The sequence below is a fragment of the Sorangium sp. So ce124 genome (assembly GCF_051525235.1).
In the GTDB taxonomy this organism is placed as follows: Bacteria; Myxococcota_A; Polyangia; order Polyangiales; family Polyangiaceae; genus Sorangium; species Sorangium atrum.
Genome location: NZ_CP150312.1, coordinates 11,016,835 through 11,030,458 on the forward strand (window position 1 = coordinate 11,016,835; position 13,624 = coordinate 11,030,458).

Genomic DNA, 13,624 nt, shown 5'->3' on the forward strand with positions numbered 1-13,624 from the left:
CTCCTCCTCCTCTCTCGCTCACCGATCGCGCGCTCACGCGGCGCGGGCGCCCTCGACCTCGATGCGCGCGCCCAGGGCGCGCAGCGTCCCGACGAAGAGGGGAAAGCTTGTCGCGATGCAGCCCGCGTCGCGGACGCGCGTGGGCCCGCCCGCGGCGAGCCCGAGCACGGCGGCCGTCATCGCGATGCGGTGATCGCCGCGGCTGTCGACGTCGGCCGCGTCGAGCGGCCGGTCGGGCCTGCCCTCGACGAGGAGCCCGTCGGTGCGCTCCTCGCAGCGCAGGCCGAAGGCGCCGAGCACCGACGCCATCGCCGCGATGCGGTCGGTCTCCTGCGCGCGCAGCTCCCGCGCGTCGAACACCTCGGTGAGGCCGCGCGCCCGCGCGCCGAGGCCGAGCAGGATCGGCAGCTCGTCGATGGCGCGCGCCGCGAGCTCGCCGCCCGCGCGCCCGGCGCGCAGGCCGGCGCCGGAGGAGGCGGGCGCGACGTGGATATCGCCGGTGGGCTCGCCGAGGGCCTCTCCCTTGATCTCGACGGCGACGCCGCCATCCATGTCGCGCAGCACCTCGAGCAGCCCGGTGCGCGTCGGGTTGAGGCCCACGCGCCGCGCTGTCACGCGGCTCCCCGGGACGATCTGCGCGGCGGCGACGAGGAACGCGGCCGCGGAGAGGTCGCCGGGCACGTCGAGCTCGAACGCCGGGAGCGCGCCGGAGAAGCGGGCGGCGTCGAGGCAGACCATCGCGCCGACCGAGTCGATCGGCACGCCGAGCGCGGTGAGCATGCGCTCGGTGTGATCGCGCGAGACGATCGGCTCGCGCACGAACGTGGGGCCGTCGGCGTAGAGGCCGGAGAGGAGCAGGGCGCTCTTCACCTGGTCGCACGGGATGGGGATCTCGTGCTCGATCGACGAGAGCACGTGCGGCTTGGGGAGCGGCCCGACGTCGAGCGGCGCCGAGATCTCGCCGATCTTGCGCGGATCGAGCTGCCCCTCGATGTGCCCGCCGCGGAGCCGGAGCGGCTTCGCGACGCGCTCCATGGGGCGGCGCGAGAGCGACGGGTCGCCGACGAGCCGCGAGGCGAAGCGCTGGGCGACGAGGATGCCCGCGAGGAGGCGCATCGTGGTGCCGGAGTTGCCGCAGTCGATGGGGCCGTCCGGGGCGCGGAGGCCGGAGAGCCCGGCCCCGTGGACGACGAGGTCGCCCGGCGACGGCTCCTCGACGCGGACGCCCATGGCGCGCAGCGCGCCCACGGTCGAGAGGACGTCGCCGCCGAGCGTCCCGCCCCGGATGCGGCTCTGCCCGGTGGCGAGCCCGGCGAGGAGGAGCGCTCGGTGGGCGATGCTCTTGTCCGCAGGGACCGGCACGCTCCCGATGAGCGGCCGCTCCGCCGGGTGGACGATGAGGTCGGGCACGGGTTGCCGTGTAGCAGAACGGCGGGCGCAGGCACAGCGGGCGGGGCGCCGAGGGCGCAGCGCGTGCGGCGGGGCCCCGAGGCCGCAGCGCGTGCGGCGGGACGGCGCGGGTGCGGCGGGACGGCGCGGGCGCCCCGATGCTAGGGTCGGCGCGTCGCGGCGGGTCGACAGGAGGCGGCATGGACGAGGCAGTGGACGTGGCGGCGCGCGTGGCGGTTCGGCTCGGGGCGATCCCGGGCGTGGTGGCGGTCGTGCTGGGCGGATCGCGCGCTCGCGGCGCGGGCCACCCGGACTCGGACGTCGATCTGGGCATCTATTACGAGCCCGAGAGCCCGCCCGACCTCGCGGCGCTGCGCGCGCTCGCGCGGGAGCTCTGCGCGGGCGGCGCCGAGGGCGACGTGGCGCCGCTCGCGCGGGAGCTCCACACGAGCGCCGCCGAGGACGTCGTCACGCCGCCCGGCGCGTGGGGGCCCTGGATCAACGGCGGCGCGTGGCTCGAGATCGAGGGGCACCGGGTCGACTGGCTCTACCGGGATCTCGCGCGCGTGCGGCGCGTGATCGCGGAGTGCCGGGCGGGGCAGGTGACGTGCGACTACCAGCCAGGGCACCCGCACGGCTTCCTCAGCGCCAACTACCTGGCCGATATCCACGACTGCCGGCCGCTCTTCGATCCGGAGGGAGCGCTGGCTCCGCTGAAGGCGCTCGTGACGCCCTATCCGCCGGCCCTGCGGAGGGCGCTCCTCGAGAGGTTCCTGTGGGAGGCCGGCTTCGCCATCGACACAGCGAAGAAGGCCGGGCGGCGCGGCGATGTGTTCTACGTGAGCGGCTGCCTGTTCCGCGCCGCGGCCTGCCTGGTGCAGGCGCTGTTCGCGCTGAACGAGCGCTACCTCTCGAACGAGAAGGGAGCCCTGCCGAGGACGCGGTCGCTCTCGCGGTGCCCGCAGGGCTTCGCCGACAGGGTGGAGGCGACGCTCGCCGCGCCCGGCGAGGGCGCGGAGGCGCTGCTCGCGCGCCTCGGGCGCATGGAGGCGATCGCGCTCGAGGTGCGCGACCTGTGCCGCCGCGACGGGCCGAGCTGCTAGCTAGCGAGAGCCGGCGCAAGCAGCGGCGCACCAGGAGCGACATCTCGGTGCGGTTTTGGAGGGGGCGCCGGCGCGAACCGCCGCGCAACGTTTCGGCCGGCGGCTCACGACCGGGAGTTCAGCCATGGCGAGCGCCATCACCGGCCTCTCCGCCGCCCCTCCTCGGGAGCGATTCAACTTTCGCGTCCAAAGCGGACAGGAAACCGCGGCCAGGTCTACTTCACGAGTCGCTGCTCGGTGACCGTGAGAGTGCCTTTCCCGATGGACCCGTAGGCCGTGGCGCTTCCCAACTGGGATGATGTCGATGTGTCAATCTTGGTGAACACCTGGATCGTGTGCTCACCGGAGCCCACATCCTTGCTCACCCAGGTGAACGCGTTCGCGCTCGTCGTGCTCAACATAAGCGAAATTTCTTCTGGCGTCCATTGGCACTCGCTCGCCAGGATCGTCCCATCGCCGTTGGTATCGGTGCATTTCTGCATGATTCCGGAGAGCGTCGCCGACAGCGTCTGGGTTCGCTTGCAATACGTCACGGTTCCAGGGTCGGCTTCCTTTCCGTCGACCAACACCTTCGTAACCACGGCAGCTTCCGCGGTCGATGTGTCCTTGGTCCCCCCCTGGCTCTTCACCGTGGTCTCCGTTATAAGCCCACACACGAACGCGGCATTGATAAAGAGGTCCTTCTGTTCGGACGTCTTGAGCTTTGCTTCCATGATTTTGGACCAATTGAGCTGCGTCTGGTTGAGAATGGCGACGTCGCCAGTCCAGTAGGTCGCCTTGGCTGACGCCAGGCCCCCCTCCAGATCGCCGAAATCGCCCGGATCCGTCTCGTCGCCGCCGACGACGCATCCGCCCAGAAACGCGACGCTCGCAAGATAAACGGCTGCTGCGGTTACGTTCCTTCGGATCATGTTGGTCCCCCCTTCGACATTGAGCCTGTTCGTTGATGCCTTGTTGATGTCTTCCAGGCCGTGTTGATTATCCAGCCTGCAACATGGTTGCCATGTTTTTCTGTGTTGTAAGTTCCTCCAAATGTCCAGCCGTGTGCACGGTTTGCACGTAGAACACAGAAATGGTGGATAATCGGCAATGTGTGGCATGCCATGTGTGCACTCCTGGAACAGATGCGAGTGGGGATCGTCGAGGCCAAATGCGCGTGTGTCCACAGCCAGGTCCGGCCGACGTGCTGAGACGACCTGGCCGATCCACGGATGCGCCGGTCGGCTCCGAACGTCTCGGTCTGAACACCGCAGGAGATGCGACCGGAACGTGTTCGTGCCGCCCTCTGACGCGGGTTTCGCTCTTGTTGTTGCTTTTTATCGGGCCTGTGCGTGTTCCATTTTCAACGGACATGGAGTTTGCCCGTCCTCTTTCGGCTCCATCGAGGGAAGAGAGACTGCTCGGAGCCCGAGGCGAGCTACTTCAAAAAGGACGCTGTGCGCGCAGTGGTACCGAGCGTGCGGCGAGCAGCATTCTTGACTTGATCAGCGAATCCGAGCACATGGAGAATCCACAGACTCGGGCTTCTCTGCCCGAACTTCCTGGGCGCGTGGCGGCTCGGCTCGGCGCGATCCCGGGCGTAGCGGTCGTGCTGGGGGGGCTCGCGCGCCCGCGGCGCGGACCACCCGGCCTCGGACTCGATCTCGGCATCTACTACGAGGCCGAGCGCCGCTACGAACCGGAGCGCCGCCCAATCTCGCGGCGCTGCGCGCGCTCACGTGCGATCTGCGCCGGCAGGGCGAGCCGATCTGCTAACATCGGCCGAGGCCGCCACTGCCGGCGTCGGCCGCCATGGTCGCCGACGGCGCCGCGGGTGCGGGCCCCAGGCACACATCGAGCGAGGACGAGGAGCCATGGAGTCGATCAAGCTGGAGCACGGTCCGTCGGAGGAGCAGCTGGCGAAGCTCGGGGCGCGCGGCTGGCCCATCTGGACGAAGGAGGTGTCGACCTTCCCGTGGCACTACGACGAGCGGGAGATCTGCTACCTGCTCGAGGGCGACGTCCTCGTGACGCCCGCGGAGGGCGGCGGCGCGCCGGTGCGGATCCAGGCGGGGGATCTGGTGACGTTCCCCGCGGGGCTGAGCTGCACCTGGGAGGTGCGCTCGCCGGTGCGGAAGCACTACCGGTTCGGCTGAGCGGGGGTCGCGGCGCCGAGATCCCCCCGCGCTCTGTCTCAGAGCACCAGACACTGCACCAGCTCTTATTTCTATTTACTTGGAAGAAGTGCTTGCGCCGATGCTTCGACATTATTAGAAGTAAGGTGTGTCGTCGACGCTCGAGCGCCACGCCGAACAGCTCGCCGCGCTGGGTCACCCCGTGCGGCTGGCGGTCCTGCGCTTCGTGGTACAGGCCGGCGCGGAGGGCGCCTCCGCCGGCGACATCCAGGCGCACGTCGGACTGGCCGCTTCGACGCTGAGCCATCACCTGAAGCGGCTCGTCGATGCCGGCGTCCTGAGGACACGCGGGGAAGGGACGTTTCACTACTACAGCGCCGACTACGAGGCGCTCCGTGTCCTCACAGCGTACCTTTGGGAGGACTGCTGCAAGCGCGGCAAGGGTTGCTGCTGATTTTTTTTGCCCCTCTAGTTCGATATTTTTGGAAGGAGAGCGCGCGATGAATGTCCTCAAGCCTCATATTTCCCTCAACGTCTCCAACATCGACACCTCGGTTGCCTTCTACGAGAGGGCCTTCGGCGTACGCGCCACGAAGCGTCGTCCCGGCTACGCGAAGTTCGACCTCGCGTCGCCTTCCTTGAACCTCACGATGCAGGAGGCGCCGCGTACCGGCGTCAACGCGAGCCACTTCGGCGTGCAGGTGGCGAGCACCGAGGATGTGCTCGAGGCCAAGAGCCGCTTCGAGGCCGCGGAGCTCAAGACCTTCACGGAGGAGGACACGGCCTGCTGCTACGCGGTGCAGGACAAGGTCTGGATCGAGGATCCCGACGGCAACTCGTGGGAGGTGTTCGTGGTGAAGGGCGAAGCGGCCGTGATGGGGAGCCAGCCCAGCCAGCCCCCGATTCCCTCGAAGAGCGATGCCGCATGCTGCGCGCCTGGGTGCTGCGTCCCATCCAAGCTCGACGATGCCGCCGCGCGCTGATCTCGCCCGCAGAGCCGTCGCCGAGGCGCTCGGGACGGCCCTGCTTCTCGCGACCGTGGTCGGGTCCGGGATCATGGCCGAGCGTCTCGCTGGCGGGAACATGGCGATTGCCCTGCTCGCGAACACGATCGCGACGGGGGCCGCCTTGGTGGCGCTCATCCTGACCTTCGGGTCGATCTCCGGTGCGCACTTCAACCCGGCCGTCACGCTCGCCGACGCAAGCCAGGGCGGACTCTCCTGGCGCGAGGTGCCTGCCTACCTCCTGGCCCAGGTTGCCGGCGCCTTCGCGGGCGTCGCCGTGGCTCACGTCATGTTCGGCGAGGCCCTCTTCTCGGCATCGCAACATGAGCGCTCAGGGCTCGCCCAGATGGTGAGCGAGTTCGTGGCGACGTTCGGGTTGCTCGCCGTCATCTGGGGCGGTGTCCGGAGGCGGGCCGAGGCGGTTCCTTTCGCCGTCGGCGCCTACATCACGGCCGCTTACTGGTTCACCTCGTCGACGTCATTCGCCAACCCGGCGGTGACGCTCGCCAGGGCCGCAAGCGATACGTTCGCCGGCATCCGTCCGGCCGACGCACCGGGGTTCATCGTTGCACAGCTCGCAGGGGCGGCGGCGGCAACTCTGGCGTTTCGCTGGCTCGTTCCTGCCCTGCCCAAGGTCGCCGATCGCGTGGTCGATCGCGCGCTTCCGGAGGATATTCGATGAAGACCGTGCTCTTTGCCTGCGTTCACAACGCGGGTCGCTCTCAGATGGCGGCGGCGTGGTTCAACGCCCTCTCCGATCCCTCCAAGGCGCGCGCCATCTCGGCCGGTACGGAGCCCGGCCCGCGCGTCCATCCCGAAGTGCTCGCCGCGATGGCGGAGGAGGGGATCGATCTCTCGGCCGTGAAGCCCCAGCGGCTGACCGATGCGCTGGCCAGCCAGGCGGCGCTGCTCGTCACCATGGGATGCGGGGAGGTGTGCCCCGTGGTTCCAGGGCTGCGCCGTGACGACTGGCCCCTCGAAGACCCCAAGGGCAAGCCGGTGGAGCGCGTGCGAGAGATCCGCGACGAGGTCCGCGTGCGCGTGTCCGAGCTCGTGTCTCGCGAGGGGTGGGCTGCTGCGCGACCGGCCGAGGAAGGCTGAGGAGGAGCCGCGAGCCGGCGGGCGCAGCGGCGCACCGGCGATCGCCGCCGGGCGGCGCCTCGACGCAAGGGGACTGCCGGCAACACAGGAGGGCGATTTGGTGAGAAATTGTGACCGCGATTTGCAATGCGTTCGCGAGAGCAAATTCGGTCTGTGGGGTATTCAAAGCGCAGGCAGACCTATGTTAGTGCACGTCTGCCCGAGGGATGGACGCCGCTCCGGCCGAGGCTGAGGCTGAGCTGAAAAGGCGGTACCGCGCCGGATTGGGCCGGCGCGGCATCCGGTCTCCTTCGTAGGGCCGAGGTGCGCTTTGCTGCGTTCTGCGCTGGTCATCTGTTGGTCGCACGTGGCGGCCGTCGCGATGTTCCTCCTCGCGCTCGAGCCAGCGTTCGCCGCGCAGCCGCCGCCGCGGTCGCCGCGCGTGACAGCTTTGATCAAGGAGGCAGAGGCCGCCCTGGAGCGGCTCGACGTCGCGCGCGCTCGCGACCTGTGGGCGCAGATCTACGATATCGAGCGATCCACGGTGGGGATCTGCCAGCTCGGGCAGCTCGACCGCCGACTCGGGCGCTGGGTGGACGCCGTGGTGGAGCTCACGCGCTGTGTGCAGGAGATGCGCCCGCCGGCCACGCCGAGGGAGCGGCGGCTCTACGAGACGCGGCATGCGGACCTGGCGGCGGCGCGGCTCGAGGTGGCGAGACTCCACGTGTTCGCGCCCGCCGGGGCGGCGCCCGTGCTCGTGGACGGGCGCCTCGTGGACGAGAGCGGCCAGATCTACGTGGCGCCCGGGCAGCATGAGATCACGACGATGTTGCCGGATGGCCGCAAGGCACGCTCCATGGTGCACGTCACCGCGAGAGAGTCGCGCGTCGTCCTTTTGAGCGCCGAACCGGCGAGCGTGCGCTCGGTCGCTCCGTTGAAGGCGACGCCGGCGGGCGCGCCGGTACGGCCAGCAAGCCCCCCGGCCCCGTGGCTGCTTTATACGGGGTCCACTGCGTCTGGCGCGCTCCTGGTGTCTGGGATTGTGCTGCACATCGTGGCATCGACTGAGAACAGCGCTCTGAGGGCCGAGATGTGCAGGCTCGAGTGGGAGGAGAACAGCGAGACGCGAAGCGCGATGCGCGCTATCGATGTAGAGCAGCACCTCAGCACGGCAGCCCTCGTCGCTGGTAGCGTGTTGGGGGCCGCGACGCTGGCGATCGCGGTGCTGCCGAGCGGCCCTCAGGTCCGCGCAAGCGCGGGCGGCGCGGAGGTGCGGTTCTCGTGGTAGAGCCTGGTACCGTCTGGGAAGGGCACCGGATCCTCAGCGAGGTTCATAACGGCATGGTCCGCACGTTCCTCGCCCAACAGGTAGGTGGTGAGGGCGCCACCGTCTGGCTGCACTTGCGCGAGGGCCAGACGATTGACCGGACGGCCTTCGCTTCGGAGCTCCAGCGCTTGCAGGAAGTCGGACGAGCGGTCCCGCAGGTGGAGTCTGTGCTCTACGGAGATGCGGGCGGCGTCTCTGCCTGGGTCGCGTGCAAGCGAAGTCATGGGATCAGCATCAGAGATGCCACGCGCGGTGCCGATCTCGGAGCCACCGCGCTGCACATGGTGATCGAGATTGCCCTGGCGATCCAGCGGTGTCACGCGCTGGGCTGGTGCCATGGGGCGTTTGGTCCAGACCGCGTGTTCATCACGTCGAATCGGGATTACAGCATCAGCCAGTTCGGCCTCGTCCGGCTGTTCCGGATCGAGCCGCACGAGGCCGCGCTGGAGCCGCTCGTTGCGCCTCCTGAGCTCCTTCGCGGCGACCGGGTGGGGCCCCGGGCTGACGTCTACGGCCTCGGGACCCTGCTGTACGAGCTCGTCTGTCGTCGCCCGCTCGACGTCGGCCACTCAGGTGTGTTGGGGGCACAACGGGTTAAGCCTGCGATCCCCATCGACATTCCGCGTGCCGTGGCTGCCGCCATCGAGATGGCTTTGGAAGAGGAGCCGCGCAATAGGTACAGGAACGTCGACCACTTCATCACGGTGCTCGGGGGCCTCGCGGATGCATGGCCCACGCTGGACCGGGCACCGTGCCGGAGCGAAGAGCACGCCCCCGTCACCGGAGCGGCGCCGTCGACCTTGCGCAGCTCCCATCTGGAGAGTCCGTGTGCGCCAGGGCCCGTGACAGAAGCGTCGGGCACCCGGCCGTCCGAGAGAAGGCCGTCGGCGGCGCCATCGAATGAGGATGAGCTTCTGCTGTTGCAGGTCCCTCCGCTTGACGTGCCATCGCCGACGGCGCCCGCATCGAAGGAGCCCGTCCTTCCGCCGCTCTCCCTCGGCCGAGAGCCTGGGCGAGAGCTCATGATGGTCGGGAGCGGCCCTGGCGGTACGCCGCCCCGGAAGCTCGCGAGCCGCGTCGCCGTTTTGCTTGCTGCGACGGCCGCGCTATGCGCAGGCGCTCTCTGGCTTGCGCGCCCGACGACGATGGCGCTCCGCGCGGAGAAGCTGGAGACGGTGCTGGTGGAGCGGGTATCGCCGCTGCGCGAGCAGCAGCGTTTACCGTCGCCGGACGGTTCGGCGAGGGCCGCCCCGACGGAAGCGGATAGCCACCCGCGTGTTGCGCTCTCGCAGCGAGCAGGCGCGACGGTGAAGGCCGAACGGCGCCGGCCGTACTGCGAGGGCGGCGATTTCAGCTGTGGTCCTGCGTTGTATTAGGAGGGCTTCTGTCGATGCGATGCGTTCTTCTGTTCATCGCCGTGAGCGCTGGGGTAGGTTGCGCCCCAGCTCGCGACTGCCCCGGTCGAGGTCCCCGCGAGGGATACCCAGCCGTGTGGCTCTGGAAGGGTACGCAGAACGAGGCGCACGACTGCGCGGAAGATACGGATGTCCTCTGGGACGGATGGCAGAAAGATACCTCTACCACGCCGGAGTCGCCGACGTTCTCACGTGCTTGTGCCGGCGTTGTTCGAAGTGATATTCCGGAGGGCTATACCCTCTGTGTGATCCCCAGCCTGGTGGATGATGTCTGCTGGGAGGGATACGAGGACAGAACAACGTATGTTGAAGAGGATGGAGAAGAACACGAGATGTGCTGCACCCCCAGGGGGACGCCGCCGACGGTGACCGCTCAAAGCTACGACGGATGCACGACATGAGCGACGGGGGCGCTGGCGTCCTCAGGCGTGCGTGTCGGCTCCTGTTCTGGGGTGCTGTCAGCGCCTCGAGCAGCGGGTGTATCCCCGATCCCGAGGTTGCGGGGAAGGTCACCGTCTCGCGGGGCGGCGAAGCGCTGGTGATCGACACCGGCGACGACGGTACGAGGGCCGTGGACGCAAGCGACGATGTTTCAGGGTGGTGCATCGTGCGCGATCAAGGTGAGCTGAGCGTGGCGGTCGCGAAGGATGGCGCGTCGCTTTCCTTCTTTGACGTGATGGACGAGCCCGGCTCGCCTCACACATCCGCGAAGATCGACGGAGAACTGTACCAGGGGGCTTGCGAGATCATCATCGAGGGTCTGCAAGATGACCCCTACGAGGCCGACGTGTCGGCGGGGCCGTGCGACCTGATCCGGCTCTTCGACGGTGCAAAGGCGCGCCTGGAGACGGCGGTATTTCACGTCTCGGACTGCAGCGGGGCCGAGTAGCCGGGCGGCCTCTCCTGAGGCTATCGCGCCCTCTCCGGCGGACCGTCGTCGGCCTGCGCCTTGGCTCGAGCAGCGCGGACCGCTGCGAGCCAGTGCGCCTGGTCCGGGTCGCTGTTCCACGGCGGGGCCTCCCGGTAGAGCGTGTCCCAGTACTCGCGCGCTGCCGCCTCGGCCGTCTCGATCTCGCTCTCGCCGTCGGGGGCGTCCTCGACGCGGTCCGCGAAGGCACGCCAGGGTTCAGAGGCGTGGTGGCTCAGATTCGGCCACGGCCGGCCGGGCGCCCCGTCGAAAACCTCACCGCTGCTCTGGAGATAGCTCTCGTAGGCGCTCTGAGCGATGGCATCGCGCCGGCGGCGGTTGACATGCCTCGTGCAACAATCACGAACCGCTTGGGCCCATTCGCGGTCCTCCTCCGGCACGTCGTCTCGCCATGCGCTCGCATAAAGATCGCGCATCTCCTGCTGGCGTGTCAGCCACCCCTGTCGATCGTCGGGGACCGGCGGTGCCCGGAGGGCCTGGTCGCGCGCGGCGCGGAGGGCTCGCTCGCGCGCGGCGCTCGGTCCGGGGTACTCCGGCAGCCCGGCGCCCCAGTACCACGGCGGTTCCAGCATCGGAGGGATGGGCCTCTTCATCGAACTCGGGGTTCCGCGGAGAGCGAGCCGAAAACCCCGCTGGAAGGCGCGGAGCATCCCGGGCCGGTGCTGCTCGGCCGTGTCGTCGGAAGCAAGGGTCCGCCAGAGGTAGGTACGGTGGAGGCGCGAGGCTGCCGCGGCCGCGGCCTGTTCACTGTCGCTGGCGGGCGCTTCCTCGAACGCGTCAACGAAGGCGATGAACGCGCTCTCGATGGCGGCGAGCAGCATCGGCCACGGCGGGGTGAACGCCCGAGGAATGTGCCCCTGGCTGCCCCGGAGAGCGCTTTCGCTGGCTCCCGGCTCTATGCCGTTCGGTCCCTGATCGTCGACCCACTTCCTGAAGCTCTCGCGGTGCGCCGCCGCCCATGCGCGGTCCCTCTCCGGCAGATCGTCGTACCACACTTCGGCGCACAGCTTGCCCAGATCCTCCGAGCGCGACCTCCATTGTTCGGGATCCTGGGTCGAGAACAGCGCGTGTCCAAGCGCCGCTTCGCGCACGACGCGAGGTACGAAGGGCTTCGTCTCCCCCAGCGAAGGGTTCATGAGCAATCTCCGGGTTGACCGCACGTGGGGTCGGTGGGCTCTACGCCCGTCAAGGTCATACCTACCAGAAGATTCGGCCCGCCGCTGCGGGCTCGACGCTGACACCCGACCACGCGAGCGTCGTGATGAAGCGGACACCGCACGTCGCCACGATCGCCACATGCTGCGTCGATAGATAGGCCGCGCCGGCCTCCATGGCCGGGAAGAATCCAAGATACCGCAGGCACAACCCCCATGCGTTGCACACAGGGATGCGCCCGAAGTCGAGCCGCGCCGCGAGCTCGAACGACAGCGGCGCACGGAACGGCATGCTCCGGACGGCCGCCGTGGGGCCGGTCAGCACGCCGAGCCAGCGCGCGTCGCCGCCCAGACCGAAGAGGCCCACGTCGGCGCCGATGCCGATGTCCACGGCGTTGCGGACGGGCCATCGGCGCAAGCCGGTGACCGATGGCATGATGCCGCCCGTCGCGCGCGTGGCACGCGACCCCAGCACGACGTAGGTTGCCTTGACGTCGATCTCCCAGCGCGGCGGCGCGCCCTCTTCCGCCCGCGCGACCGCGGGCAGGAGCGACAGCGCGACGAGCCCGGCGCGCGACCCCCTCCGAGCACTACCTGCCCATCGCCGGCGGACCATCGTCGGCCTGCGCCTTCCTTCGAGCGGCGCGGACCGCCGCGAGCCAGTGCGACTGGTCGGGGTCGCTGTCCCATGGCGGGGCCTCCTGGTAGAGCGTGTCCCAGTATTCCCATACGGCCGCCTCGGTCGTCGCCTGCTCGCTCTCGCCTTCGGGCGCCTCCTCGACGCGGTCCACGAACGAACGCCATGGTTCCGCGGCGAGGTGGCACAGGCTCGGCCACGGCCGAGCAGGCTCCCCACCGAAGCGTCCATCGCTGCTCTGTAGATAGCCTTCGTAGGCGCTTTGCGCGAGGGCGTTTCGCCGGGCACTGTTGACCGACATCGTGCACGCGTTGCGGAACTCTGCGGCCCAGAGGCGGTCCTCCTCCGGCACATCGTCTCTCCATGCGGTCGAATACAGCGTGCGCAGTTCCTCGTCGCGCGCCGTAAGCTCCTCTCGATTCACCGGAAACGGCAGCGCCTTGATTGCGCGCTCGCGCGCGGCGCTCGGTCCCGGGAACTCAGGATATCCAGGTCCCCCCCAGTAACGGGGTGACGTCAGCATCGGCGGGATGGGCCGCGTCAACGTCCTCGGTTTTCCGCGGCGGCCGATCCGAAATCCCCTACGAAAGGCGCGGAGCGCCTCGGCCCGGATCTCCACGGCCGTATCGTCGGACGTCAGCGTTCGCCAGAAATAGGTCCCGTGGAGGCGAGACGTGGGGTCAGTCGGAGCGAGTTCGCTTGTGCCCCCGTGCTCGTTCTTGAAGGCCTCGAGCATGAAAAAGAACGCGCTCTGGACGGCTTCCAGCAGCATCGGCCAAGGTGGGGCCGGGTGTCCGTCGACGCGTCCGTGGCGGCTCGGGAGAGCGCCTGCGTTTCTTCGGCCGACGCCCAGGGGGAGCGAATCGTCAATCCACCGCCTGAACTTCTCGCGGTGCCGCTCGGCCCATGTGCGGTCCTCCTCCAGCAAGTCGTCTCGCCACGCTTCGGCGCAATGCCTGCCCAGATTCTCGAGGTCCCAGTTCCATGATTTGGAGTCTTTGGTTGTAAAGAGCCCGTGTCCGCAGACTGCTTCGCGCAGTTGAACCCCTCCAGGTGGGAAGTTCGACCACCACTTCACGGCCGATCTCCCGGTTGGCCGTCGGGCGGATCGAATGGCATTGCCGCAATTCGGTGTCTCAGCTCGTCGCGATCGCTGGGATCCACGATTGAGCGGCCGCATGCAAACATGACGAGCAGAACGCTGCGCCGATGGTTCATCGGTTCCCCCCCCTGATTCACCGATCCACGTACCCGCAGACGGTGGCCGACCTTACCAGCGGTCGCCGCCGTAGGTCAAGCCGCGACGGACCACCTGGAGGACGGTGACCGGCGCCCAAGCGCCGCCGCTGGCCGGGGCTTCGCTTTCGAAGAAATGGCAGTGACGGTGCCGAACCATTTGCCCAACATCGCCGGATCGAGGAAGCCCGCCCGAACCGCCCTTCACCAGCAGCGCAGAGTTGCGCCGTTCGTTCG

At 68.8% G+C, this 13,624-nt stretch carries 14 protein-coding genes; 9 read left to right on the forward strand and 5 right to left on the reverse strand.

All coding sequences use genetic code 11. The annotated features are described in order from the left end of the window. Positions 1-33 precede the first annotated feature (33 nt). Positions 34-1,410, reverse strand: a complete 1,377-nt coding sequence (gene aroA / locus WMF19_RS41370) for a 3-phosphoshikimate 1-carboxyvinyltransferase (RefSeq protein ID WP_437895405.1) — start codon at positions 1,408-1,410, stop codon at positions 34-36. Positions 1,411-1,589: 179 nt separating this feature from the next. Here aroA and WMF19_RS41375 point away from each other — a divergent pair, with 179 nt between their 5' ends. Further along, the gene (locus tag WMF19_RS41375) at positions 1,590-2,492 is read left to right on the forward strand and encodes a nucleotidyltransferase domain-containing protein (protein ID WP_437895406.1); all 903 of its coding nucleotides are present in this window, start codon (positions 1,590-1,592) and stop codon (positions 2,490-2,492) included. 215 nt (positions 2,493-2,707) lie between these two features. Here WMF19_RS41375 and WMF19_RS41380 read toward each other — a convergent pair whose 3' ends face one another. After that, a complete protein-coding gene (locus WMF19_RS41380) occupies positions 2,708-3,403 on the reverse strand; it encodes a hypothetical protein (protein WP_437895407.1) in 696 nt (231 codons plus the stop codon). Positions 3,404-4,345: 942 nt separating this feature from the next. On the opposite strand from WMF19_RS41380, the gene WMF19_RS41385 reads away from it, so the two are divergent. The 8 genes from WMF19_RS41385 to WMF19_RS41420 all read left to right on the forward strand — a co-directional run bounded on the left by WMF19_RS41385 (position 4,346) and on the right by WMF19_RS41420 (position 10,321). Beyond that, positions 4,346-4,627 (forward strand): cupin domain-containing protein, encoded by a 282-nt coding sequence (locus WMF19_RS41385; RefSeq protein ID WP_437324721.1) that lies wholly within the window; start codon positions 4,346-4,348, stop codon positions 4,625-4,627. A gap of 127 nt (positions 4,628-4,754) precedes the next feature. Further along, positions 4,755-5,060 carry an ArsR/SmtB family transcription factor gene (locus WMF19_RS41390; RefSeq protein WP_437895408.1) on the forward strand — a complete coding sequence of 102 codons (306 nt, stop codon included), beginning with the start codon at positions 4,755-4,757 and terminating at the stop codon, positions 5,058-5,060. A 46-nt stretch (positions 5,061-5,106) separates the two neighbouring features. Next, complete coding sequence (locus WMF19_RS41395) at positions 5,107-5,589, forward strand: ArsI/CadI family heavy metal resistance metalloenzyme (protein ID WP_437895409.1); 483 nt, start codon at positions 5,107-5,109, stop codon at positions 5,587-5,589. Beyond that, on the forward strand, positions 5,573-6,292 hold the full coding sequence (locus tag WMF19_RS41400; RefSeq protein WP_437895410.1) for an aquaporin: 720 nt from the start codon (positions 5,573-5,575) through the stop codon (positions 6,290-6,292). Before WMF19_RS41395 ends, WMF19_RS41400 begins: the two co-directional genes overlap by 17 nt. Continuing rightward, on the forward strand, positions 6,289-6,711 hold the full coding sequence (locus tag WMF19_RS41405; RefSeq protein ID WP_437324718.1) for an arsenate reductase ArsC: 423 nt from the start codon (positions 6,289-6,291) through the stop codon (positions 6,709-6,711). The genes WMF19_RS41400 and WMF19_RS41405 overlap by 4 nt, the downstream gene beginning before the upstream one ends. A 310-nt stretch (positions 6,712-7,021) precedes the next feature. Further along, complete coding sequence (locus WMF19_RS41410) at positions 7,022-7,978, forward strand: hypothetical protein (protein ID WP_437895411.1); 957 nt, start codon at positions 7,022-7,024, stop codon at positions 7,976-7,978. A 53-nt stretch (positions 7,979-8,031) separates the two neighbouring features. Beyond that, entirely contained in the window at positions 8,032-9,393 is a 1,362-nt protein-coding gene (locus tag WMF19_RS41415) for a protein kinase domain-containing protein (RefSeq protein ID WP_437895412.1), read from the forward strand. Positions 9,394-9,766: 373 nt separating this feature from the next. Then, positions 9,767-10,321 (forward strand): hypothetical protein, encoded by a 555-nt coding sequence (locus WMF19_RS41420; protein WP_437895413.1) that lies wholly within the window; start codon positions 9,767-9,769, stop codon positions 10,319-10,321. A 20-nt stretch (positions 10,322-10,341) separates the two neighbouring features. On the opposite strand, the gene WMF19_RS41425 is transcribed toward WMF19_RS41420, so the two are convergent. From WMF19_RS41425 to WMF19_RS41435, 3 genes are all read right to left on the reverse strand, one after another. Continuing rightward, positions 10,342-11,496, reverse strand: coding sequence for a hypothetical protein (locus tag WMF19_RS41425; RefSeq protein ID WP_437895414.1), 1,155 nt, complete (start codon positions 11,494-11,496; stop codon positions 10,342-10,344). A gap of 61 nt (positions 11,497-11,557) precedes the next feature. Then, a complete protein-coding gene (locus tag WMF19_RS41430; protein ID WP_437895415.1) occupies positions 11,558-12,130 on the reverse strand; it encodes a hypothetical protein in 573 nt (190 codons plus the stop codon). Further along, positions 12,105-13,229, reverse strand: a complete 1,125-nt coding sequence (locus tag WMF19_RS41435; protein WP_437895416.1) for a hypothetical protein — start codon at positions 13,227-13,229, stop codon at positions 12,105-12,107. Before WMF19_RS41435 ends, WMF19_RS41430 begins: the two co-directional genes overlap by 26 nt. Between the last annotated feature and the right edge of the window lie 395 nt (positions 13,230-13,624).